22 protein-coding genes and 1 pseudogene are annotated in these 24,727 nt (G+C 41.6%); 11 read left to right on the top strand and 12 right to left on the bottom strand.

What is annotated here, in order from left to right:
- Positions 1 to 57: 57 nt before the first annotated feature.
- The 4 genes from EP737_RS13775 to EP737_RS13760 all read right to left on the bottom strand — a co-directional run bounded on the left by EP737_RS13775 (position 58) and on the right by EP737_RS13760 (position 4,970).
- Positions 58 to 1,737 carry a glycerol-3-phosphate dehydrogenase/oxidase gene (locus tag EP737_RS13775; protein WP_129728555.1) on the bottom strand — a complete coding sequence of 560 codons (1,680 nt, stop codon included), beginning with the start codon at positions 1,735 to 1,737 and terminating at the stop codon, positions 58 to 60.
- 133 nt (positions 1,738 to 1,870) lie between these two features.
- Positions 1,871 to 3,361 (bottom strand): glycerol kinase GlpK, encoded by a 1,491-nt coding sequence (glpK, locus tag EP737_RS13770; RefSeq protein ID WP_129728554.1) that lies wholly within the window; start codon positions 3,359 to 3,361, stop codon positions 1,871 to 1,873.
- Between the two features lie 12 nt (positions 3,362 to 3,373).
- Positions 3,374 to 4,195 (bottom strand): MIP/aquaporin family protein, encoded by an 822-nt coding sequence (locus tag EP737_RS13765; protein ID WP_129728553.1) that lies wholly within the window; start codon positions 4,193 to 4,195, stop codon positions 3,374 to 3,376.
- Between the two features lie 205 nt (positions 4,196 to 4,400).
- Positions 4,401 to 4,970: a glycerol-3-phosphate responsive antiterminator gene (locus EP737_RS13760; protein WP_129728552.1), complete on the bottom strand. Its 570-nt coding sequence runs from the start codon at positions 4,968 to 4,970 to the stop codon at positions 4,401 to 4,403.
- A 290-nt stretch (positions 4,971 to 5,260) separates the two neighbouring features.
- On the opposite strand from EP737_RS13760, the gene EP737_RS13755 reads away from it, so the two are divergent.
- The 3 genes from EP737_RS13755 to cstA all read left to right on the top strand — a co-directional run bounded on the left by EP737_RS13755 (position 5,261) and on the right by cstA (position 9,811).
- Entirely contained in the window at positions 5,261 to 6,994 is a 1,734-nt protein-coding gene (locus EP737_RS13755) for a sensor histidine kinase (protein WP_129728551.1), read from the top strand.
- Between the two features lie 11 nt (positions 6,995 to 7,005).
- Positions 7,006 to 7,758 (top strand): LytR/AlgR family response regulator transcription factor, encoded by a 753-nt coding sequence (locus EP737_RS13750; protein WP_129728550.1) that lies wholly within the window; start codon positions 7,006 to 7,008, stop codon positions 7,756 to 7,758.
- A gap of 250 nt (positions 7,759 to 8,008) precedes the next feature.
- Positions 8,009 to 9,811 (top strand): carbon starvation protein CstA, encoded by a 1,803-nt coding sequence (gene cstA / locus EP737_RS13745; protein ID WP_129728549.1) that lies wholly within the window; start codon positions 8,009 to 8,011, stop codon positions 9,809 to 9,811.
- Between the two features lie 125 nt (positions 9,812 to 9,936).
- Here cstA and pyk read toward each other — a convergent pair.
- Positions 9,937 to 11,346, bottom strand: a pseudogene (gene pyk, locus EP737_RS13740) (pyruvate kinase); the annotation flags it as partial.
- Positions 11,347 to 11,824: 478 nt separating this feature from the next.
- Here pyk and EP737_RS13735 point away from each other — a divergent pair.
- The 5 genes from EP737_RS13735 (at position 11,825) to EP737_RS13715 (ending at position 17,661) form a co-directional block, all read left to right on the top strand.
- Entirely contained in the window at positions 11,825 to 12,247 is a 423-nt protein-coding gene (locus EP737_RS13735) for a DUF2642 domain-containing protein (protein ID WP_205650941.1), read from the top strand.
- A gap of 19 nt (positions 12,248 to 12,266) precedes the next feature.
- The gene (locus EP737_RS13730) at positions 12,267 to 12,470 is read left to right on the top strand and encodes a hypothetical protein (protein WP_129728546.1); all 204 of its coding nucleotides are present in this window, start codon (positions 12,267 to 12,269) and stop codon (positions 12,468 to 12,470) included.
- 336 nt (positions 12,471 to 12,806) lie between these two features.
- Positions 12,807 to 15,056 (top strand): formate C-acetyltransferase, encoded by a 2,250-nt coding sequence (gene pflB / locus EP737_RS13725; protein ID WP_129728545.1) that lies wholly within the window; start codon positions 12,807 to 12,809, stop codon positions 15,054 to 15,056.
- 74 nt (positions 15,057 to 15,130) lie between these two features.
- On the top strand, positions 15,131 to 15,859 hold the full coding sequence (pflA, locus tag EP737_RS13720; protein ID WP_129728544.1) for a pyruvate formate-lyase-activating protein: 729 nt from the start codon (positions 15,131 to 15,133) through the stop codon (positions 15,857 to 15,859).
- A 650-nt stretch (positions 15,860 to 16,509) separates the two neighbouring features.
- On the top strand, positions 16,510 to 17,661 hold the full coding sequence (locus tag EP737_RS13715) for a diglucosyl diacylglycerol synthase (RefSeq protein ID WP_129728543.1): 1,152 nt from the start codon (positions 16,510 to 16,512) through the stop codon (positions 17,659 to 17,661).
- Positions 17,662 to 18,146: 485 nt separating this feature from the next.
- On the opposite strand, the gene EP737_RS13710 is transcribed toward EP737_RS13715, so the two are convergent.
- The 4 genes from EP737_RS13710 to EP737_RS13695 all read right to left on the bottom strand — a co-directional run bounded on the left by EP737_RS13710 (position 18,147) and on the right by EP737_RS13695 (position 21,200).
- On the bottom strand, positions 18,147 to 18,275 hold the full coding sequence (locus tag EP737_RS13710) for a YfhE family protein (protein WP_129728542.1): 129 nt from the start codon (positions 18,273 to 18,275) through the stop codon (positions 18,147 to 18,149).
- 66 nt (positions 18,276 to 18,341) lie between these two features.
- Positions 18,342 to 18,902, bottom strand: a complete 561-nt coding sequence (locus tag EP737_RS13705; protein WP_129728541.1) for a GNAT family N-acetyltransferase — start codon at positions 18,900 to 18,902, stop codon at positions 18,342 to 18,344.
- Positions 18,903 to 19,165: 263 nt separating this feature from the next.
- Positions 19,166 to 20,290, bottom strand: coding sequence for an amidohydrolase (locus EP737_RS13700; RefSeq protein ID WP_129728540.1), 1,125 nt, complete (start codon positions 20,288 to 20,290; stop codon positions 19,166 to 19,168).
- A gap of 10 nt (positions 20,291 to 20,300) precedes the next feature.
- A complete protein-coding gene (locus EP737_RS13695) occupies positions 20,301 to 21,200 on the bottom strand; it encodes a TIGR01777 family oxidoreductase (RefSeq protein ID WP_129728539.1) in 900 nt (299 codons plus the stop codon).
- 155 nt (positions 21,201 to 21,355) lie between these two features.
- On the opposite strand from EP737_RS13695, the gene recX reads away from it, so the two are divergent.
- Both recX and EP737_RS13685 read left to right on the top strand, forming a co-directional pair.
- Positions 21,356 to 22,174, top strand: coding sequence for a recombination regulator RecX (gene recX / locus EP737_RS13690; protein ID WP_129728538.1), 819 nt, complete (start codon positions 21,356 to 21,358; stop codon positions 22,172 to 22,174).
- A 175-nt stretch (positions 22,175 to 22,349) separates the two neighbouring features.
- On the top strand, positions 22,350 to 22,679 hold the full coding sequence (locus tag EP737_RS13685) for a YfhH family protein (protein WP_129728537.1): 330 nt from the start codon (positions 22,350 to 22,352) through the stop codon (positions 22,677 to 22,679).
- Positions 22,680 to 22,870: 191 nt separating this feature from the next.
- Here the strand turns inward: EP737_RS13685 and EP737_RS13680 are convergent, their stop codons facing one another.
- Both EP737_RS13680 and sspK read right to left on the bottom strand, forming a co-directional pair.
- On the bottom strand, positions 22,871 to 23,023 hold the full coding sequence (locus EP737_RS13680) for a YpzG family protein (RefSeq protein WP_129728536.1): 153 nt from the start codon (positions 23,021 to 23,023) through the stop codon (positions 22,871 to 22,873).
- Positions 23,024 to 23,038: 15 nt separating this feature from the next.
- Positions 23,039 to 23,194: a small, acid-soluble spore protein K gene (sspK, locus tag EP737_RS13675; RefSeq protein WP_129728535.1), complete on the bottom strand. Its 156-nt coding sequence runs from the start codon at positions 23,192 to 23,194 to the stop codon at positions 23,039 to 23,041.
- Positions 23,195 to 23,300: 106 nt separating this feature from the next.
- Between sspK and EP737_RS13670 the strand changes: the two genes are divergently transcribed.
- Positions 23,301 to 23,567 carry a YfhJ family protein gene (locus EP737_RS13670; RefSeq protein WP_129728534.1) on the top strand — a complete coding sequence of 89 codons (267 nt, stop codon included), beginning with the start codon at positions 23,301 to 23,303 and terminating at the stop codon, positions 23,565 to 23,567.
- A 23-nt stretch (positions 23,568 to 23,590) separates the two neighbouring features.
- On the opposite strand, the gene EP737_RS13665 is transcribed toward EP737_RS13670, so the two are convergent.
- Positions 23,591 to 24,574 (bottom strand): metal-dependent hydrolase, encoded by a 984-nt coding sequence (locus EP737_RS13665; RefSeq protein ID WP_129728533.1) that lies wholly within the window; start codon positions 24,572 to 24,574, stop codon positions 23,591 to 23,593.
- Between the last annotated feature and the right edge of the window lie 153 nt (positions 24,575 to 24,727).

Here is a 24,727-nt window from a genome sequence, read left to right as displayed (position 1 = left end):
CCGGAAATGTATACTGTCTTAAAGTGTAAAAAAGCCGAGGGGAGTCCCCTTCGGCTTTTATGCTCCAAGTGAATCTTTATTTGTTTCATCAATTGGGACCACTGCGTCATGGATTTCTTTTTCCAGCTGCTGTACAAAGCGCAGCTTCTCCTGTGTACTCCAGTTTAAATGTTGTGCCATATAGTCTATAACAGGCTCCTTCCATGTGCGGACCCAATCGATTCGGAAAAATAACGCTCCCGTGCGACGGATGAAGAAGTCTACAGGTGTGGCCGCCATTTCATATTCCATTGCATAAATAAGCGGCAAAAGTACTGTCACCGGCATATTTAAGCGAATCGATTCCTCTTTATGCTGCTGTGCAAGAGAGAATAGAATATCGATATTTGAACCATAAGATGCAGCAAATTTCCGCGCTTCTTGCTCGGTTAGTCCATAATGTTTCCCCTCTTGCACTTTTTTCTCAATAAAGGAAGAGAGACGGCTGGAGCCTCCTACGTGTCCTCCTGAGATTGGCATATTCTTTGTCTGAGAGGCAGGGATAGGAGGGTGTCCTTCCTGCTTTAATAGCTCAGCAATACGATCGACTACCATTTCCGCCATTTTTCGGTATCCTGTCAGCTTGCCTCCCGCAATTGTAATTAAGCCGCTATCAGACTGCCAAATTTCATCCTTACGAGAAATTTCCGATGCATTTTTTCCTTCTTCGTAAATGAGCGGACGTACACCAGACCAGCTTGATTCAATGTCCTTTTCAGAAATGTGAACTCCTGGGAACATATAATGAATGGCATCAAGAATGTATTTTCGGTCTGCTGCTGTCATTTTTGGTGTTGCTGCGTCATCTTTATAGAAGGTATCCGTTGTGCCAATATATGTTTTTCCATCTCGCGGAATCGCAAATACCATACGTCCGTCCGGTGTATCGAAATAAACAGCTTGCTTGAGCGGGAAGCGGCTTTGATCAATAACAAGGTGTACACCTTTTGATAATTGGAGCTGTTTTCCCTTTTTTGAGTTATCCTTTTCCCGCAATTGATCTACCCATGGGCCTGCCGCATTTACAATCTTTTTCGCATACACCTCGTAAACCTTGCCCTCGATAACATCTGTTACTCGTACACCGCAGACTTTCCCATCGTTATATAAAAAGCCTTGTACCTTGGCATAATTTACGGCTTTCGCACCACGCGTAACCGCTTCTTTTAATACTTCAATTGTTAATCGGGCATCATCTGTTCGGTACTCTACATAGTAGCCTCCACCTTTTAGACCGTCTTGCTTTAACAAAGGCTCTTTTTGGATCGTTTTCTCCCTTGTTAGCATAGAGCGGCGTTCACTGCGTTTTACACCTGCTAAAAAGTCGTATACTCTTAAGCCAATTGACGTGGAAAATTTACCGAATGTGCCTCCCTCGTGAAGAGGAAGAAGCATCCACTCAGGCTTTGTCACATGCGGACCGTTCTCATATACAATAGCCCGCTCTTTTCCAACCTCTGCCACCATTTTGACTTCAAATTGTTTTAAGTAGCGAAGCCCCCCATGTACCAGCTTTGTAGAGCGGCTTGATGTGCCTGCCGCAAAATCCTGCATTTCAAATACTACCGTTGATAATCCGCGTGTTACTGCATCGAGCGCGATGCCGCAGCCTGTAATTCCTCCGCCTATAATAATCACGTCTACGTTTTGTTTGTGAACCTGTGCTAATACGTCTTTTCTTTGTTTACTTGAAAACATGTGTATACCCCCTTTTTTTGATAAAAAAAGAGAGACCACAAACAACGCTATGAAAATATATCATAACGAGTTGTGGTCTCTCCAAATCTCCTGCCAAATTATTAACTTGTTTACATCATACTACAATTTACATTTATTTGAAAGCCTTTGTTGCGAAAATTGCTTTCTTCCAGCCTGCATACAATTGTTCACTTTGCTCTTTTTCCATGTGAGGCTCAAAACAATGCTCTCGGTTCCATTGTGCTGTCAGTTCCTCTTGGCTGTTCCAATAGCCTACTGCCAGACCAGCTAAATATGCTGCGCCAAGTGCTGTCGTTTCATTGACAACTGGGCGCTCCACAGACACTCCTAATATATCGCTTTGGAATTGCATTAAGAAATTATTCTTTACGGCTCCCCCATCCACACGTAATGTCTTTAACTTAATACTGGAATCTGCTTCCATCGCATCCAGCACATCTTTTGTTTGATATGCGAGTGACTCCAGAGTTGCACGGATAAAATGCTCTTTCGTTGTACCGCGAGTCATACCAAACACAGCGCCGCGTACGTCACTATCCCAATATGGTGTTCCAAGCCCAACAAATGCTGGAACGACATACACACCTTCTGTTGAATCTACACGCGACGCGTAGACTTCGCTTTCCTTTGCATCTGCAAACATACGCAGTCCATCCCGCAGCCACTGAATGGCGGAGCCTGCCACAAAAATACTTCCTTCTAATGCATAGTGAACTTTTCCGTTTAAGCCCCATGCAATTGTTGTTAATAGTCCATGCTCTGAAGCTACTGCTTTTTCGCCGGTATTCATGAGCATAAAGCACCCTGTACCGTACGTGTTTTTTACCATGCCTTCACTAAAGCACGCTTGCCCAAACATTGCAGCGTGTTGATCACCTGCAATACCGGAAATGGGAACGTTTTGACCGAAGAAGTGGTAATCCACTGTATGGGCATACACTTCAGAGGACTGACGAACTTCTGGAAGCATGCTTTTTGGAATGGTTAACATTTGTAATAGCTCATCATCCCATTTCAATTCGTGAATGTTGTACATAAGTGTACGGGATGCATTGGAATAGTCGGTCACATGTGCTTTACCTCCGGACAGCTTCCATGTCAGCCATGTATCGATTGTGCCGAATAATAACTCGCCGCGGTCTGCTTTTTCGCGTGCACCTTCTACATGATCAAGAATCCATTTCACTTTTGTACCTGAAAAGTACGCATCAATTAATAATCCTGTTTTAGCTCGTACTGTTTGTTCATGGCCTTTTGCTTTTAACTCTTCACAAATATCGGATGTTTGGCGGGATTGCCAAACAATAGCGTTATAAATAGGATTTCCTGTTTCTTTTTCCCACACAACAGCTGTTTCACGTTGGTTTGTAATCCCAATGCCGGCGATTTGCTCTGCTTTAACATTCGCTTCGCTTAAACAAGAAGCAACAACTGCTAAAATGGATCCCCAAATCTCATTTGCATTATGCTCTACCCAGCCTGGATTCGGGAAGTATTGTGTAAATTCCTTTTGCGCTGAATGTACAATCTCACCATTTTTATTGAATAAAATTGCACGAGAGCTTGTAGTACCCTGATCTAATGATAGAATATACTTTTCCATAATACGTCCTCCTTAAGCAGCTGTTTTTTTCGCATTTTTATAATCTGGTTTAGTACCTAGCGTATATGATAATAATAGAATAAGAACAGTTACAATTCCCACATAAACAAATGCAGGAGACTCTTTTCCTTCAAATGCAGAGTGATAAAATATTCCACCTAGAGAGCCTCCTAGTAAAGGACCAACGACCGGAATCCACGCATATTTCCAGTTAGATTTCCCTTTGCCTGGTATTGGAAGGAAGAAATGTGCCAGGCGGGGTCCTAAGTCACGAGCAGGGTTAATTGCATACCCTGTTGTTGCTCCTAAGGATAGGCCGATTGCTACGATAAAGAAGCCGACAATAAACGGATTTAAACCATCTGTAAACTTGTTTGCACCAATTGCTAAAATACCAAATACAAGTATAAATGTACCAATAATTTCGCTAAGCAAGTTGGCAAACGTATGATGAATGGCTGGTTCAGTGGCAAAAACACCTAGCTTTGCGCCAGCATCTTCAGTTTCTTTCCAATGAGGTAAATAATGCAGTACTACAAGGCCTGCACCGAGAAATGCACCAATCAGCTGTGCTGCAATGTAAGAAGGAACTTGCTCCCAAGGGAAGCTCCCGTTAAATGCTAAAGCCATTGTTAATGCCGGGTTTAGATGTGCACCGCTGATTGGTCCAGAAACATAGACAGCAATTGCGACAGCCAATCCCCAACCCATTGTAACAACCATCCAGTCGGCATTTTGTGCAAATGACTTTTTTAACGTCACAGCAGCACAGACACCGGCACCAAATGTAATGAGTACCATTGTACCAATTAGCTCGCCCCAGAATGAAGACATAGCAGCCCCCTATTAATATAGTATTTTAAGTCTCATATAGAGGTACGGTCTACGAATGGCCATTCTTTAAAAATAAGAAAATCCACACCTACATAAGTCTGCCTAAGGCAGAACTGTACAGGTGTGGATCTCTATTTCTCCGTCACTTATATTAACTTATTTTTAATATAACGCAATGATGTAAGCGATGTCAATCGTACTTTAACTATTTTTTCGTAAATTCCCCGTACTTTTTCCATAGTTCTGTGTTGGAGGTAGTAATCGCAGCTGCACCCGCTTGCAAAGCCTGTTCAATGTCAGTTACTGTACGAATAAATCCTCCCGCGATAATAGGGATTCCTGTTTGTTCATGTATTTCAGTAATGACTTGTGTAAGAGCCCCTGGCAAAACTTCTATATAATCCGGTGTTGTTTTCTGTAATAGCACATAGCTTTTTGCAAGGGAGGAGGAATCGATCAGAAAAATGCGTTGGATTGTAACAACTCCTTTTTGCTTTGCTTTTAAAATCACATTTGTTTTTGTTGATAAGATCCCGTACGGTTCAAACTCCTGACAAACATATTCTGTGGCGTATGCGTCGTTTTGCAGCCCGTGAATTAAGTCGATATGTAAAAATACCTTTTTCTTATGCTTTCTTGTTAGCGACATAATGCTGTTTAGCTGTGCTATATGTATATCTAAAATGACAAGATACTCGTATGTACTATGTAATAATTTTTCTAGATCCTTGATATGACGTACAGCGGGTAAAATTTTTTGATCGTGGAATCCCATTTTAATCTCCTTTCTAGATATGCATGTCATACGTAATTGCTTCTATTATTCTTTGCTATAAAGGAAACGTATAACCTCTGTCATATTATATACTGTCAGCTTCATGATTAAATCAGAAAAACAATAAAGGCTGTACAAAAAGGAATTTTTCCTTCATAGAATATAAGTGCTGATGCGTACAATATACAGCAGTGCGCGGAAGAAATGCTGATATGTTATTGATTGCCATTTTTTCATAGCAATGTAGTATGATAGAGAAAAAGATGTATGGAAATAAAAGGGTGACATGGATGTTTAGTTTATTGCCGTTTATGATTGAACGTGTTGGTGTTTTAATTATTGTCGCGTTTTTATTGTCTCGATTGAAGGCATTTCGCCGCATTGTGCGAAATGAGAATGGACTTAAGGAAAAAGGGATTCTTATTGTCATTTTTGGCCTGTTTGGAGTTATTAGTAACTATACAGGTATAGAGATCCACGGTGCTCAAATTGTACATGAGAGCTGGCTGATGGGAGTAGAGCCAGCAAATGCTATTGCGAATACGCGTGTTATGGGAGTCGGTATCGGCGGCTTGCTCGGGGGTCCGCTTGTTGGATTAGGGGCAGGGCTTGTTGCGGGGGGGCATCGTTATTTTTTAGGCGGATTTACTGCCTTTGCATGTGCGGTGTCTTCGATATTGGCAGGATTGGCTGCTGGTTGGGTCGGAAAACGATATAGCAGGAATGGAATCGTCTCTCCGTGGCTGGCTGTGCTTGTTGGTATGTTTCTTGAAGCGTTTCAGATGGGGGTTATTTTATTAATTTCCGAGCCGTATGATTTGGCATGGGAGCTGGTAAGTACCATTGCTGTACCAATGATTTTTATTAATGGCTTGGGCAATCTTTTATTTATGTTTATCATTCAGGCGATTTTAAGAGAGGAGGAACGTACAAAGGCACTGCAGACGTATAAGGCGCTGCAAATTGCCGACCAAACGCTCCCGCACTTCCGTCAAGGACTGAATTTACAGTCCTGTAAGGATGCGGCGTTGATTATCCACCGTCTAACAGGGGCTGATGCGGTTGCAATTACAGATAGTCAGCAAGTGCTTGCGCATGTCGGAGCTGCTTCAGACCATCATACTCCGCTGCATAGCCCGGCTACGAAGCTGACGCGCGCTGTATTAGAAAAGGGAATTATTATTACAGCAAGGAAAAAGGGCGAAATCAATTGTTTTCGGAGTGATTGTCCGCTTCAGGCAGCTGTTATTCTTCCATTGCGTGTACATGATACAATAGTCGGCACGCTAAAGCTATATTTTGAGCACCCAAGTCGTCTGGATCAGGTGGAGCAGGAACTTGCAGAAGGACTAGCTAGATTATTCTCGACACAGCTTGAACTGGCAGAAGCGGAGCAGCAAACAAAGCTGCTGCAGGATGCTGAAATTAAAGCATTGCAGGCACAGATAAATCCTCACTTTTTGTTTAATGCGATTAATACGATTTCTGTTCTCTGCCGGATAGACCCGGAAAAGGCACGAAAATTGCTGTTAAAGCTTAGTGTTTATTTTCGAAGCAACCTGCAGGGGGCACGTCATATGCTTATTCCGCTTGAAAAGGAGCTAGAGCATGTTGGAGCATATCTTTCGCTTGAGCAGGCGCGTTTTCCGAATAAGTATACGGTTTTGTTTCAAATTGAGCCAGGATTAGAGCAGGTACCAATACCTCCTTTTACACTGCAGCCTCTTGTGGAAAACTCAATTCGCCATGCATTTCGTAAAGTACAAGAGAAAAGGGAAGTAAATATTCATATTTTTTCAGATGAACGATACATATACGTATCTGTAGCAGATAATGGAGAGGGGATCCCCGCAGAGCGTCTGCCAAAGCTGGGAGTAAAAGCTGTTTTTTCCGAACAAGGAACGGGAACCGCGCTGCATAATATCCATGCGCGATTGAAGGGGATATATGGAGAGGAAGGGAATTTTTATATTAAGAGTGAGCAGGGTATTGGAACAGAAGTAGCCTTCCGAATTCTGAAGTAAAGGGGATTTGTATGTTTAAAGCATTTATCGTAGATGATGAGCTATTGGCGCGTGAGGAGCTGAAGTATGTGCTTCGCCGCGGAAAGCAGGTAGAGATTGTGGGGGAGGCAGAAACTGCCGAAGAGGCGCTTGAACAGGTTGTATCCTTGCAGCCTGATCTTGTGTTTTTGGATATCCAGCTTTCTGACGAGAGCGGCTTGGATGTAGCGAAACGGCTGAAGGAGCTGCAGCAGCCGAGCATCGTTGTGTTTGTTACAGCATATGACGAACATGCACTGCAGGCATTTGAACTCAATGCTTTAGATTATATATTAAAGCCATTTGATGAGAGTCGTATTGAACAAGCACTTGAGAAGATTAAAAGGATAAAACAGCCGACCAGAACAGAATTTATTGTACAGAACCCTATAAGAGGCGCTCGAACAGGAAAGCTAGCTATTGAGGCTGATGAACGGATTGTATTAGCAGATATGGAGTATATTGTGTTTATAGGTCTTGTAGATGGCAAAACCGTTATCAAAACATTAGAGCAACAATATGCGGTAAATGATGCGCTTATCACAATTGAAAAAAAGCTGCCGCATGATACATTTATGCGTGTTCATCGGGCATTTATCATTAACCTAAAGCACATTGTGGAAATGGAGCCTTGGTTTCACTCCACTTATAATTTAACCATGAAGGATGGGTCAAAGGTACCGGTCAGCCGGACATATATGAAAGAGTTAAAGGAGGTGCTCGGTTTACACTGTAAGAAATTATAAATCTCTAGCTGGAAGATCATTCGATGTAGCGAGAAATTTTAGGAATACAGTATAAGTGCAACTACGCCTCTGTCTTCGCCCAAGAGCAGGGCTCGCCAATCGTCGAGTTTTCTTTATAGCTGCATTTTAGTTCTTTTCTGCTGCATTTCGTTTTCTGAAAGCTGCTTTTTATCATGAAAATAAAAAGAAAATATTTTCATAGTGTACGATAGGGAACAGAAGAGGAGAATATAGGAAAGGATGAAGTAGAATGAATGCGGTTACATTTGTTATTGGTTCAATGTGTGTACTTATGATTGCTTATCGCTTATACGGTACGTTCATGGCTGTAAAGGTTTTAAAGCTTGATGACTCAAAGCCGACTCCAGCTCATGATTTACAAGACGGAAAGGATTATGTTCCGACAAATAAATGGGTTGCATTTGGTCATCATTTTGCAGCGATTGCAGCTGCTGGTCCTCTCGTCGGTCCGATTTTGGCAGCACAATTTGGCTATCTTCCGGGTTTACTATGGCTTTTAATTGGTGCGGTAATCGGTGGAGCCGTTCATGATGCGGTTGTATTGTTTGCTTCTATGCGTAAAGAAGGAAAATCATTATCTGAAGTAGCAAAAGAGGAGCTCGGTCCTGTTGCGGGATTTTGTACAGGCCTGGCAATGCTATTCATCATTACAATTACAATGGCTGGGCTGTCTATGGTCGTACTACATGCCTTAGAAAACAATCCTTGGGGCACATTCGCAGTGGGAAGTACAATTCCAATTGCAATGGGTGTTGGTTTGTACTATAAGAAAACAGGAAACCTAAAAGGAGCTTCTGTAGTTGGATTTATTCTTGTAATGGCAGCAGTATTTGCGGGTCCGTCCGTTCAACATACAGCATTAGGTGAGTTTTTAACAATTAACAAGCAAGCACTGTCACTGATCCTGCCAATTTACGCATTCTTTGCGGCTGCACTGCCAGTGTGGTTCTTATTGGCACCTCGTGATTATTTGAGCAGCTTCATGAAAATTGGCGTATTTATTGCACTGATCATTGGAGTATTTGTAGTAAATCCATCCATTCCATTTCCTGCTGTAACAGAGTTTGTAAATGGTGGAGGACCTATTTTAGCTGGTCCAGTTTGGCCGTTTATTTCTATTACTATTGCTTGCGGCGCGATTTCCGGCTTCCATGCATTTGTAGGCTCAGGTACAACGCCAAAAATGCTGAATCGTTGGAGCGATATTAAAGTAGTAGGCTTTGGCGCAATGTTAGTGGAATCGCTAGTAGGGGTAATGGCTTTAATCGCAGCAGTAGCCTTACAGCCGGCGGATTATTTTGCCATTAACTCTACGCCGGAGGTATTTAAAACATTAGGTATGCAGGTAGAACACCTACCACAGCTCAGCAGGGAAATCGGTCTGAATCTTGAAGGGAGAACAGGCGGTGCGGTAACACTTGCAGTAGGGATGACATATATTTTCACTGCTATCCCGTGGTTTGAAAATTTGGCATCTTATTTCTTCCAATTTGTTATTATGTTTGAAGCTGTGTTTATTCTGACTGCAATTGATGCGGGCACACGTGTAGCACGTTACCTCATCCAGGACTTCTTCGGAGAGGTCTATAAGCCATTGAAAAAGGTCGATTGGCTGCCAGGTTCTATTTTTGCAAGTGCGTTAGCATGCTTTATGTGGGGGTATTTGTTGTACTCTGGTGATATTGGTTCCGTGTGGGCATTATTCGGAGTGTCAAACCAGTTGATGGCATCTATCGGATTAATTATAGGGGCAACGGTTATTTTGAAAATAGCTGATAAAAGAGTATATGTGTTGACTTGCCTCATTCCGTTGGCATACTTATATGTAACAGTCAATTATGCAGGATATTGGATGGTTACAAATGTATATTTAAATGCGGCGTCTAAAGGCTATAACGTTCTAAATGGCATATTATCTATTATTATGCTCATCCTCGGCGTTATCATTATGGTAACGGCTATTCGAAAATGGATCCAGCTTTGGAATGGACCGCATTATAATGTAGATAGAGGAAAAACAAGAATTGTATAATATATGTAATGAAAGAGATGAGCGATATTCATCTCTTTCATTTGTGTAGAGAAAAGGAAGAGATGCGTCAAGCGCATTTGCTTCTCATCCGTTTTCTTACATAATTAATAAGAAGGTTCCTATTCCACTATGTGGACCTTCAGCAAATTTGTTGTTCCGACCTCTCCGACAGGCACACCTGCTGTAATAATGACAACATCCTGCTTTGCAATCAGATTTGCGTTTTTCGCTGCTATAACTGAGTTTTGAATCATTTCATCAGTTGTGTGGATGCTGTCGGACCATAATGCATGTACGCCCCAAATAAGTGAGAGCTGCCGCTGTACTGCTTGATCACATGTAACTGCGAGAATGGGCGCCTGTGGTCTGTATTTTGAAATCATTTTTGCTGTATAGCCGCTCATAGTCGATGCAAGAATCGCTTTTGCCCGCAAAGAGAGAGCAGCATGGGCAGCGGCTTGTCCGATGATTTCAGGAGTTTTTGCTTGCTGATCCATATGATCGTGCTGTAAGTTCGAAGAGTGCAATGATTGCTCAACACGAGCGGCAATACGATTCATCATCTGTACAGACTGAAGAGGATATTGACCAGCTGCAGTTTCTCCAGAAAGCATAATGGCATCTGTTCCATCAAATACGGCATTGGCAACATCGGATGCTTCTGCGCGCGTTGGACGCGGGTTGCGCTGCATCGAGTCAAGCATTTGGGTTGCGGTAATAACAGGCTTTCCTGCTAGGTTGCACTTTTTAATCAGTGCTTTCTGAATGATTGGCACTTCTTCTGCGGCTATCTCAATTCCCATATCACCGCGTGCAACCATTAAACCATCAGCTGCTTCTAGGATAGAATCAATATTAGCAATTCCTTCCTGATTCTCGATTTTTGCAATGACCCCAATGTGCAGAGCATGATGCATGGAGAGGATATGCTTTACCTCCAGAATATCTTCTGCTTTTCGTACAAAGGAGGCTGCGATATAATCAACATCTTGTCCGACTCCAAAAATAATGTCTTGTACATCCTTTTCCGTCACACCTGGAAGCCGGATTTTGACATTTGGAACGTTTACACCTTTATGATCTTTTATCAGTCCTCCATGGAGGACCTTTGCCTGTAATTCACCATTTGTCTTTTCAACAACCTCAAGCTCCAGTAGGCCGTCATCAATCAGTAAATGTGAACCAACCTCTACATCATCATACAAACCCTCGTATGTAACGGAGAATTTGCTTGCGGTTCCTAATACCTCCTGCATGGAGATTGTTACTACCGATCCATCCTCTAATTCAGCCTGTCCGTTTTCGAAATTATGGGTACGGATTTTTGGTCCTTTAATATCCAGTAAAATAGCAATTGTACTTCCTGTTTGCTTGGCAGCTTCCCGAATCGATTGAATGCGGGCTTGGTGCTCCTCATGGGTGCCGTGTGAGAAGTTGAGCCGGGCGACATTCATCCCAGCCTTCAGTAGGCGTGTAAGCATTTCAACGCTGTCACTTGCAGGACCAATTGTACAAACGATTTTTGTTTTGCGCATATATAGATACTCCTTTTTTATTTTAAATCATAAATAAAATGTGATAGGTGACGGGTAGTTTCCATACAACCTTAGATTAGGATTTGTTTCACTTCCTCATTCATCGAAGTGCACAACATTTTCTGAAATAATGTGCGCCTGTCCTTTCACAAAGAAGTTCATGGTTGTATACATTGATAAAGGAAAAGCGGTTTGCCTGCACTTTAAGAAAGTATAAATTTCTAGCAGGAAGACAATTCGACGTAGTGAGAAGTTTTAGAAATAAAGTATAAGTAGGGCTACGCCTCTGTCTTCGCCCAAGGGCAGGGCTCGCCAATCGGCGAGTTTTCTTTACACTTTAAGAAAGTATAAATTTCTAGCAGGAAGACAATTCGACGTAGTGAGAAATTTTAGGAATAAAGTATAAGTAGGGCTACGCCTCTGTCTTCGCCCAAGAGCAGGGCTCGCCAATCGGCGAGTTTTCTTTATCTAGCGCTGTATGATTGTGAAGAAGGGATATTTAAGTATGGTCAATAAGTTTTCAAGCATGATTGCGCAATTTTTAGAAAAGCAAATCAAGCTTATTTTGGACAAACACCTCCTCCCTAAAATTGAAGATATATTATTCTCCCAAAAGTTTGCACGGTATATTCAGCAGCAAACGAAGCAAGCCATTCAAGAGATGGATGCATCGGACAAGCCAATGGCTTCTTCCTGCAGTTTTCCAAAGGAATGCACAGGTATATCTTTTCGAATGATTGCCGAGGAGTTTTTGTACCAAGAAGCTGAGGTTGTAACGAATTCTGGTGTTCTAAAGGGGGTCGTTATCGAGGTGAAGGAGGATTATATGCGATTGCAAGAAACACCCACTGTTAGTGTCGTTTTGCCATTTGCGAGCATTTCGTCCATCCGTGAGTCTTGAAGGAAAAAGGAGGGAAAGCATGTTTTATGATATATTGCGTATTTGTGCGGGAGAAGTAGTACAAGTTATAACAGCAACGGAAGCAGTAGAAGGCACAGTTCTTTCTGTGATAGATGACGGGATGATTCTTAGCACAGGGAATCAAGCTTCAGAGGGGCTGCAAGAGGAGGTTGTTGTTCGTATATCCGCTATTTCTTACGTTAGGTTCTTGGATCAAAGGTAAAAAACAAATGGACGAGCTGTTCGTACAAGGTCCGTGCTTGTCCTACATAAGCAATTACGAGATTTTCCGAGATGGAGCTTTAACAGTTGATGGAGATTGACTGTTACAGCTTTTATGATGATCATGCCGGACTTAGTCTTAAGAGAAGTGCCAGAGAAAAAGAGGGACTTAAATAAAATTGCTTGCAGTTTTCTATGTTCACACTTATTTGCTCATTCTTTCACAATTGTGTCACATCTCCTTCTTTCGAACAGTTAGAAGCATAGTATGATATGTGTAAGAACTGTTATAACCAAAAAAAATCTCTGTATTAATTTAGGAATGGAGGAAATTTGGATGACACAGACAATTGAAAAAGCAGTAAATGCATGGCAAGCGTTTAAGGGTGAAAAATGGAAAAATGAAATTGATGTTCGCAGTTTTATTTTAGATAATGTAACCGTTTATAAAGGGAATGACAGCTTTTTAGCAGCGGCAACAGCGGCGACAGAAAAGCTTTGGGAGCAGGTCATGGAGCTCACGAAGCAGGAGCGCGAGAACGGTGGCGTGTTGGATATGGACACAAGCATCATATCTACCATTACGTCTCATGGTCCTGGCTATTTAAATAAAGATTTGGAAACGGTAGTCGGTGTCCAAACAGACAAACCGTTTAAGCGCTCTCTTCAGCCGTTTGGCGGTATTCGCATGGCGGAGCAGTCGTGTGAGTCCTACGGTTTTAAGGTCGATGCGGAAGTTAGTCGTATTTTTAGTGAATTCCGTAAAACGCACAATCAGGGTGTATTTGATGCATATACAGATGAAATAAAGGCGGCACGTAAATCAGGAATTATTACGGGTCTTCCAGATGCATATGGTCGAGGCCGAATTATCGGTGATTATCGTCGTGTGGCGTTATATGGAGTAGATCGTCTCATAGAGGAGAAGAAGGAGGACCTGCAAACAACAGGAAAAGCGATGAATGAAGAAACGATACGTCTTCGTGAAGAATTATCTGAACAAATTCGATCCTTAGCGGAGTTGAAGCAGCTGGCGGCTTCCTATGGATGTGATATTTCTAAGCCGGCAATAAACGCGCAAGAGGCTATTCAATGGTTATACTTTGCTTACTTAGCGGCGATTAAGGAGCAAAATGGTGCTGCGATGAGCTTAGGACGTACGTCCACATTTTTAGATATCTATATTGAACGCGATCTGCAAAATGGTACTTTAACAGAAGAACAAGCACAGGAGCTTGTCGATCACTTTGTTATGAAGCTTCGCCTTGTAAAATTTGCAAGAACGCCAGACTATAATGAATTGTTCTCAGGTGACCCGACTTGGGTTACAGAATCCATTGGCGGTATTGCACTTGACGGCCGCCCGCTTGTAACAAAAAACTCATTCCGTTTTCTGCATACGCTAGATAATCTAGGTCCAGCACCAGAGCCAAACTTAACAGTACTTTGGTCTAAGCAATTGCCAGAGGGCTTCAAAAACTACTGTGCGAAGATGTCTATCAAAACATCAGCTATTCAATATGAAAACGACGATATCATGCGTCCAGAGTACGGCGATGATTACGGGATCGCATGCTGTGTATCAGCAATGAGAATCGGTAAGCAAATGCAATTTTTCGGAGCGCGTGCGAACCTTGCAAAGACTTTGCTATATGCGATTAATGGGGGGAAGGATGAAAAGCTGAAGGTACAAATTGCACCGGAGCTTACTCCAATTACATCAGAGGTACTAAACTTTGATGAGGTTATGCATAAGTTTGACAACATGATGGAGTGGCTTGCGGAGTTGTATATTAATACATTGAACGTGATCCATTATATGCATGACAAATATAGCTACGAGCGTATTGAAATGGCGCTTCATGATACAAAAATCCTCCGTACAATGGCAACGGGCATTGCGGGGCTATCTGTTGTAGCTGATTCCTTAAGCGCAATTAAATACGCAAAAGTAACGCCGGTCCGTGACGAGAATGGTATTGCTGTTGATTTTGAAGTTGAGGGAGACTTCCCGAAATATGGCAATAATGACGATCGTGTAGATTTAATTGCTGTAGATTTAGTAAAACGCTTTATGACCAAGCTGCGTAAGCATAGTACTTATCGTAATTCATTGCATACTATGTCTATCTTGACGATTACCTCTAACGTTGTATACGGTAAGAAGACGGGAAACACGCCAGATGGTCGAAGAGCAGGTGAACCGTTCGCTCCGGGTGCGAATCCGATGCATGGCCGTGATACAAGGGGAGCGCTTGCATCATTGTTATCCGTTGCAAAGCTGCCGTATGAGCATGCATTAGATGGTATTTCCAATACGTTTTCTATCATCCCGAAGGCGTTAGGCAAGGAAATAGAAACGCAGGTGCGCAATCTTGTATCTATGCTGGACGGCTACTCAGTGAAGGAAGGTCATCACTTAAACATTAATGTATTTAACCGTGATACATTGCTCGATGCAATGGAGCATCCAGAGAAATATCCGCAGCTTACGATTCGTGTATCCGGCTATGCAGTAAACTTCATTAAGCTCACTCGTGAACAGCAAATAGATGTAATTAATCGTACAATGCACGGAAACATGTAACAAGGAAAGACTGGATTGTATGTTACAGCCTCCCTGCGCAGGGCAGGGAGGCTATTTCTGAGGGAGGAGCCGAGATGAAAGGTTACATTCATTCAATAGAGTCATACGGAACGGTAGATGGTCCTGGAATTCGTTATATTGTATTTATGCAAGGATGTTTATTGCGCTGTCAATATTGTCATAATCCAGACACATGGGAAATTGGGAAAGGAAAGGAGGTTACTGTAGAAGAGATTATTGAGGATGTAAAAAGCTATCTCCCGTTTATGGAGGCGTCAGGAGGCGGAATTACTGTTAGCGGGGGAGAACCGCTTTTGCAGATTGACTTCTTGATTGAATTGTTTAAGGGGTGCAAACAGCTAGGTATCCATACAACCATTGATTCTTCAGGAGGCTGTTATTCCCAGGATAAGGAGTTTCAGCAGAAGCTCATAGAATTAATGCTGTATACCGATTTAGTTTTGCTTGACCTGAAGCATATTGATTCTAAAAAGCATCGTAAACTAACAGGAAAGCCGAATGAACATATTTTAACATTTGCCCGCTATTTGTCCGATATTTATAAGCCTGTATGGATTCGTCATGTACTTGTTCCTGGTGTAACAGATTATGAAGAGGATTTGGTACGTTTATCAGCTTTTATTAACACGCTTGAGAATGTGGAAAAGATAGAAATTTTACCTTATCATCAGCTGGGCGTTTATAAGTGGGAGGCACTTGGATTAAAGTATCCATTAGCTGGGGTAGAACCGCCTACGGAAGAAAATGTGGAACATGCAAAGGAAATTCTGATGCGAAGCTAAGGAATAAAAAAGAAAGGGTGCTCCTAAAGTCGATGTGTAGTGCGTCGCCTTTGGAAGCACCCTTTTTCACACTTCGGGAAAGGACCAATCGCCAGCTAGAAATGAATTTGACGTATGAGGAAATTTTAGGCATACAGTATAAGGGCAACTACGCTTCTGTCTTCGCCCAAGGGCAGGGCTCGCCAATCGGCGTGGCTGCGGAACATGTGCAGCTTCAGCGAGCCAAGGGTCCCGCGATTGCTTGATGGTAAGATGAATAAAACTTGCAATATTCAGTAAAAGGTAGAGCAAATGAGAAGAAAGGAGTATACTTAGATGTATCGTCGTTTTAGGCATTAGAAACATAAAAGGAAATATATGGTAAAATATAGAAATGAAAAGGGAATTTTGAATTATGACAAGAATTAAGAATTAAGAAGTAAGATAAGCAGTATGCTTTATATAAACAGCAAGTTGCGAAAGCATTTGTAGATAAGTATAATGATGAAATAGTATAGTAGGATGCAGGGGTCCTATATAATGTGTTGCATATCCACGAAAGGTATACAGCCGGCTCGAGGAAGATTCGGGACGTATGAAGATGTAGGAAATTCGTTTTAATACCGTTGGAGCGGCGCTATTAAGAACCGTAAGCTAGGAGTGGATTTGTTTTGATTAACAACCCCAAGGTATTAATTTTAACGGCACATTACGGTAACGGTCATGTGCAAGTAGCAAAAACATTAGAGGAAACGTTTCGACAAAGAGGGATACAAAATGTTATAGTGTGCGACCTGTTTGCTGAATCACATCCTGTTATTACAGATATTACAAGGTATTTATATTTAAAAAGCTATACAATCGGAAAAGAACTTTATCGTTTGTTTTACTATGGCGTAGAAAAAATTTATGATAAAAAAATTGCAACATGGTATGCCAATTTTGGAAGAAGGCGTTTAAAGGCTATTTTAAAGCTTGAAAAGCCTGATGTTGTGATTAATACATTTCCTATTATTGCAGTCCCTGAACTAAAAAAACAAACAGGGATGGTTATTCCTGTGTATAATGTGCTCACTGATTTTTGTCTTCATAAAATTTGGATTCATCATCATGTAGATCGTTATTTTGTGGCAACGGATGCTGTGAAGCAGGTTATGGCAGAAATAGGTGTTCCTTCAGGAAGAATCGCAGTTACCGGTATTCCCATTCGCCCGAGCTTTGAGGTTTCCATGATTTCTGATGCCTTGTATGCAAAATATGGATTGTCTCCTGATAAGAAAACATTGCTGATCGTAGCCGGAGCACATGGTGTGTTGGACAATGTAAAGGAACTGTGCGAGTTATTTTCAACCGTACCTCAGCTTCAGGTAGCCGTTGTATGCGGAAGAAACAAGCTGCTTCAGGAGGAGCTGCAAGAGCTAAGCAGGAAGAAGCCAGATATAATCAAGGTGTTTGGTTATGTCGAAAAGTTGGACGAATTATTTCGTATTGCTTCATGTCTCATTACCAAACCAGGCGGTATTACGTTAAGTGAGGTAGCAGCCCTGCAAGTTCCTGTTGTGCTATATAAGCCAGTTCCTGGACAGGAACGTGAAAATGCGCTTTATTTTGAAAGAAACGGAGCAGCTGTTGTCGTTCGAGAAGAAGAGGATATATTCTTAAAAACGAAGGAGCTGCTGCAAAATGAGGGCAAGCTGCGGCACATGAAAGACGCGTTGCGGCACATCTATCGTCCATATTCTGCGTTTCGAATTGTAGATGCTGTTTTAACAGAAAATGTAGTACAAGAACGGCCACGTGTTCTTATGCAGCCTGTTCATTAATGCTAAGCCTTGCTTCCGTATATATACGCAGCAAGGCTTTTTCACACTGTAAGAAAGAATAACTTTCTAGCTAGAAGCAAATTCGACGTAGTCGGAAATTTTAGGAATACAGTATAAGTAGGGCTCCGCCTCTGTCTTCGCCCAAACTGTGTTCGCTTTTCTTAGTAAGATAAGGAAGCTGATTATATAGTTTGTTGCTTCAAAGGCAAAACAGGATGCTTTTGCTGCATATCCCTGTGGGGACAATAAAAAGAGGAAAAGATTACTTATCCACAAAGAAAGAAGTCGAAAAAGCCAGTATTATGAAAATATTAACAGGATAATCCACATTATCCACAATTGTGATTATTTTTATCCACAAAGTTAGGAACAAATACTCCTAATTCCATCGCATATAAGAGTAGAGAATTAACAGTTTATTCACAACTATGGAAATTTTGTGGAAAAACTTATGCACAAAAGAAAAAAGAGCGAAGAATCGCTCTTTAAAAAATTCCCTTTGTTTTATAACCTGCCGCACGGTCAGCATTTCTAAATTCTCTTTGATATAAGACCTCTTGTGTAGATGAAAGCTTATTTCGTGATTTTTCGCGTTTCTTTTTTGCGCTATCCATACTTATCACCTCCGGCAACATATTCATTACCTATGTTTTCCAATGTTGCCGGAGCGTATACTAGAATTAAGCCTCTTTCAAATGCTGTGCTTCGTGAACTGTATTTCCTTCACGCATCGTATGCAACGTATACTGATCTTTTGCAATCTCATATAAATTGTAAAGATCGCCAGTTACATTAATTTCTTCATAGAGTGCTTTTCTCGATTCATTGGCTAGTGTGACGTACGGGAGCTTCTCTGCAGCTTTCATAGAGCGGATATTGAGCTTTCGGATTTTCATGAAAATCGTTTTAATGTTCAGCTCGAAAAAGACTTCATGAAAAAAGGCAGCCTTCGCTGGTTCATTGTATCCTTGACCATGATATGGCTTACCAAGCCATGTTCCTAGAAAGCCGGCATTGTCCTGAATATCAAACAGGGAAATAGTACCGATTGGATTTCCCCATTCATCTAGAATCGTACGAGAGATAGTTTCTCCTCGTTCTTCTGCCTCTATTGTCTGTTTTGTCAAAAAGAGAAATTCATCATAACAATATGCTTTTTGACGCACAAAAGGGAAGACTTCAGGGTGCACCAGCAGGTCATATAAAGCGTGACATTCTTGTAGGTCGCGTTTTTTTAACATTTTGCATCCTCCTTAAGCGAGGGCAGAACGTTCGTGTAGTTTGACGGACTACAACCCACCCTCGAAATTTTTTGTATCAAGCATTTTAAAAAATTTCGGGGTGGGAATCGAACCCACTAGAACCAGACCTGAATGCTGGTGGCGCACCATTTGCCTTCCCCATTCATCAATTTGAAAAAACGAAATGTGACAAATTGACTATGGTTATATGAGGTTTATACAAAGGTATGATACTTTATCTTGTTAAGGAACAGAAACATACTTTATGTGTTTTTTTTGTAAATAATTTTCCCATCAATCATTGTAAGAAAGGGCTTTGCTAGATAATGAAATGGGTGATGTGACCAAAGCACGATATCCGCATCTTTTCCTGCCTCAAGGCTGCCGATGCGATGATCGAGTCTTAGGTTTCTAGCAGCATTAATTGTAATGCCCTCAAGAGCGGTTTGCTCCTCTAAACCTTCTCGAACAGCAAGAGCGGCGCATAGGTTTAAGTACTGTATTGGTGTGTATGGATGATCGGTTGTAATCGAAATTTCAACGCCATGCTCTGCTAATATCTGATATGTTTTCCATGACTTATTTTTCAATTCGATTTTTGACTTCCGCGTCAACGTAGGACCAACACATACCTTTAAATTCCGGTTTGCTAACTCTGTTGCAACAAAATGCCCTTCTGTACAGTGCTCAATGCGCAAATCAAGGCCAAACTCATCCGCAAGACGGATGGCAGAGAGAATGTCGTCAGCGCGATGTGCATGAATACGGACGGGAATTTCTCTGTTTAATGCTTTAATAAGAGAAAGCATACCGAAATCGGCTTCATTTCCGTAGTTTTTTGCTTCATAGAATGCTTCGCGAAGCATCCCCATAATTCCCATTCGTGTGATGGATTCTTTGTTGCCATGGCTATGCACACGTTTTGGATTCTCACCAAGTGCCATTTTAAGTCCTGCTGGCTCCTGCAAAAGCATCTTATCGATACTGATGCCTGTTGTTTTAATAACACACGTTGTTCCTCCGATAATATTTTGACTGCCAGGCAGAACGTGAACCGTCGTGACGCCGCTTTGAACTGCATCTTGAAAAGCGATATCCAGGGGATAAATGCCATCCATAGAGCGGATATGCGGAGTCAAGGCTTCAACAGTTTCATTAGCATCATTTCCAGCCCAACCAGTTCCTTCATCATATAGCCCCAGATGTGTGTGTACATCAATAAAGCCAGGTAAAAGATGAAGACCGCGTGCATCAATTACTTCCATATCCCCAGTTTGTTCAATGAATGGTGCGACTGCTTTAATTTTGTTATTTTCTATTAATACGTCACCTTGTAGCTTTGCGGATGTAATAGGATAAATGGTTGCTTGCTTAAATACAATCTTCATTTCAAACTCCTTACTTCAATAGGTCTGTCAGAGCATCTTCAAGATTAGAGTATGAGTGTATATATCCATGCTGCACTGATGTTTCAGGAAGAACTCTTTGGCCATCTAACACAAGTGTACTCATTTCACCGAGCAGAATTCGTAGGGGTAAGGAAGGAATTGGAAAATAATGAGGCTTTCGTAATACTTTCGCGATTGTCTTTCCAAAATCCTGCATTGTAACAGGCCTCGGTGCTGTAAGATTAAGAGCGCCTTGAATCGCTTCATTTTCAAGTGCAAAGGAGATCATGTTTACTACATCGTCAATGTGAATCCAAGAAAGCCACTGTTTTCCCGATCCAATCGTTCCACCGCTAAATAGTTTGTAGGGCAGAATCATTCTTGGAAGGGCTCCCCCTTTTCGACCGAGTACTACACCAAAGCGTGCATAGATGGTTCTCATTCCTAGAAGTTGCGCATGAGAGGCTTCTTTTTCCCATTGAATCACTGTTGTCGCTAGAAAATCTGTACCATGCGTTGTCGATGCCTCTGTAAAAGTTTTGTCAAGAGAGGTACCGTAGTAGCCGATGGCACTCGCATTCACAAATATGCGTGGACGGCGTGAGAGTTTTGCGAGCTGACGAACAATCCCTTGTGTTGTCTGGACTCTACTTGTCAGAATGCGTGCTTTCCTCTGTTGTGTCCAGCGGCCGCTATTAATTGGTTCTCCTGCAAGATTAATAAATGCATCAATCCTAGAGAGAGGAAACGTCTCATTTTCTGCGTTCCATTGAACAAAGCGTATGTTTGCTCTTGTAGATGTAAGCTTTGCACTTCGTGTTAAAATATATATAGTATGTCCTTTATCGGCGAGGTGAGCTGCTAAGACGCTGCCGATGAAACCTGTTCCTCCTGAGATGGCGATCTCCAAGAAAATTCCTCCTAACTTATATATATGAAAAGAAATAGAATTTGACTCGCCTATGATAAAATAAAATTGTGCTAGTACATGGTAAATTAGGCTAGGCGCCAGTGTAAACCTGATTGGGATAAGTCATGCTATAATGTAAATATGAGGTGAAAATAATGGCTGTCATTACGAAGATTCAGGTGCAAAAAAACAATAAAGAGCGCTACAATATTTACATAGATAAAGGATCAGGCGAAGAGTACGGCTTTAGCGTAGATGGCTATACGCTCGTGAAATATAACCTAAGAAAAGGAATGGAAGTAGATACATTTGAGCTTTCCACTATTTTGTTTGATGAAGAGGTGCGGAAGGCATATTTGCAAGCTATTTCATATTTATCCTATCAAATGCGTACGAAAAACGAGGTGGAAGAGCAGCTGCGCAAAAAAGAAATCGGACAAGCTATTATCAATGAAGTGATTGCGAAACTAACAGAAGAAGCATACATCAATGATAATGAATATGCGCTTGCTTACGTACGTACACAAAGCAACGTTAGTTTAAAGGGCCCGCAGCGTATTACACGCGAGTTACAAGAAAAAGGAATTAGCTCTTCTATCATTATCAATAGTTTACATGAATATACGAAGGATAAGCAAATAACTAATGCTATTACGCTCTGTGATAAAAAGAAAAAAACATATCGGAATGTTTCAGCCTTGCAAATGAGACAAAAACTAGAGGAAATGCTCCTCCGTAAAGGATATACAAGGGATGTAGTCAGTATCTGTCTAGAAGAGCTGGAGGAGGAACCAGAAGCTGATGCTGAGTGGGAGGCTGTGCTATATCAAGGGCAGAAATATCATCAAAAATATAAGAAGTACAGTGGTTGGGAGTATCAGACGAAGATAAAAGGCGCCTTATACCGAAAAGGATTTTCGCTAGAGCTAATTGAACGCTTTTTAAGCGAGAGAGAAGAACTGGATTTTGAATAGATCCTTTCTTTTTGCACTTTAAGAAAGTATAAATTTCTAGCTATAAGACAATTCGACGTAGTGAGAAATTTTAGGAACAAAGTATAAGGGCAACTACGCCTCTGTCTTCGCCCAAGGGCAGGCTCGTCAATCGGCGAGTTTTCTTTAAGGCAATAACGAAAGAGAGGAAAGAATAGTGGATATTCCAAAGCGATACAGCGAAATGTCAGAGTACGAGCTGCATAAGGAAATACGAGAGCTTAAGGAAAAAGCAACGAAGGCTGAGCAAATGGGCATGATAAATGAATATGAGGTGCTCACTAGGAAAATGGCCATGGCTAAAGCATACATGGCTGATATAAATGATTTTCAGGTGGGTGAAACATATGAGCTTCTGGAGGAGCCAAATGTTTATTTTACCATTACATATTTCAATGGCGTGTTTGCTTGGGGCTATCGAGAGGGAAAACAGGAGGAAGAGGCAGGCATTCCTATTTCTTTATTAAAGAAACGAGAGAAGCGGTAAGCTCTCTCGTTTCTAATGTTTACACTGTAAGAAAAATATAAGTTTCCAGCTGGAAGCGAATTTGACGTAGTTGGAAATTTTAGGAATACAGTGTAAGTGCAGCTACGCCTCTGTTTTCGCCTCCAGCAGCTCTCCATTTAGTTTCCTTGGTCAATTCATATAGCAAAATTGACCAGTTCCGCTTTTCTAAATTACCAGCGGTGTGCTTTTGCGTTGCTTCGCAGAATAATATTTGTTTGAGAAGGCTCTGTTTGTCCGTTAATTTGCGACTTTTGGCGTTTTGGACGTGTCCATGTACTCATAAACAATTCAGAACGTTGGTCTACTCGCCCACGATAGCTCATTCTGTCACCTCATAGTTAGGATTGGTGGTTAGAAGCTCGCATACGCTCTTGCGGATGCGTATTAATCGTACCATCAGGACGCTTTGAAGCAAAGCGTGCCTTTGCTCTTGTCGTTTCATCTGATTGACCCCTACTATGGCGTTCAGAAGACGTTGATATATGTGTACCCAAGGAGAAGACCCCCTTATGTGGAATTGTGATACCGAAGTATCCTTTATAGAATGTGTTAAGATGGAATAGAATATGTTAGATGAAAGATGCCAAAGGAGTGAAATTAATGAAGGAAGCTATAGATCGTTTAATTAACATGCTTTTGGAGAAAAATGAGATGCTATCCTATGCACAAGCACGCGCTTGGGTAGAGCTGCTATGGGAGGATTTTGAAGCAACCTATGCCAAGGCAGGACAATATAATGGAAGCGATCGAACAGAGCTTGTTGTAAAGACATGGATTGAAAACCATGGGGGAAGGCTGCACGAAATCCAGACGAACAATCCAAAGTATAAGCATTTGCTGAATCGAAACGATTATTTAACGCATTAAAGAGCGGTCTAAGAGGCCGCTCTTTAATTTGGAATCAGCTCTAATTTTTTGCGCAGCTTTTCTTCGCTGAAAATCCATCCTGTATAGGAGCTAACGATTTGTAGATCTTTATTTAGTTGAACAATTGCTACAAATGGATAATAGCCCTTGCTTCGATAGCGCAAATCAATAAAACGTACCTCATAATGGTCCATGTAGTCAAATATATCCCAGCGATACACGGGTGAGAATGACAGGAATGCTGAAATGTTTACGTCCTGTTGTGCTGCTTGAATGATCTCATTATCCGGCAAAGGGACGCGTTCAAATTTATCATGTACCATAATGCTTCCACGGTGAAAGCGGGCGACATAATAATACTCATCCGTTACAATGGCAAGATGATAGTGATAAAAGCGATATGTCGGCGAAATTAGAACTTGCTCAACATTTTTAAATTGTTTTCGAACGGTGCTTTCAATATTTATTTTCATCGCAAAACGTCCGATGTAATATATAAGTGTTAGTGCGTAAGCAGCAATTCCCGTAAGTCCTTTGCTTCCGTCAGCTGTAATAATCAGTATCGCTCCAAGTGCATGGATTAGAAAAATAACGACATCGAACGTATTAATAACGCCAAGTGCAACCCATTTTCTTGTAAAAGGCCGAAGTGCTTGAGTTCCATAGGCATTAAAAATATCCACAAATACATGAAGAAATACAGCGACAAAGGACCAGAGAAGAAGATGAAGATATGGAACGTTTGAGAATAATGCAAATGCTGCTCCACTTACAGTAAATGACCAAAGAAGAACAGCGGGAATAGAATGTGTGATGCCGCGATGATTACGGATGTACTTCGCATTATTTCGCAGCTTTAAAACTGTATCAATATCCGGAATATTAGAGCCGACAATTGTAGCGAACATGACAGCTTGCGGTCCCAAGTCGCTTTGCGCGATAGCAGGATCAAGTGTAGCAAGTCCTCCGAGCGTAATGCCCATCACTAAATGTGTGGCTGTGTCCATAGTGAGACGACCTCCATTTTCATACGCTTTTTCTTTACACTGTAAGAAATTATAACTTCTTATCTAGAAGCCAGTTCGACGTAGTCGGAAATGTTGGGAATACAGTGTAAGTGTAACTGCGCCCCTGTTTTCGCCAATTGGCGAGTTTTCTTT

Source organism: Ectobacillus funiculus, assembly GCF_004138295.1.
Classification (GTDB): Bacteria; Bacillota; Bacilli; order Bacillales; family Bacillaceae_G; genus Ectobacillus; species Ectobacillus funiculus.
Note: the sequence above shows the minus strand (reverse complement) of the source record. Positions and strands in the feature narration are given on the sequence as shown.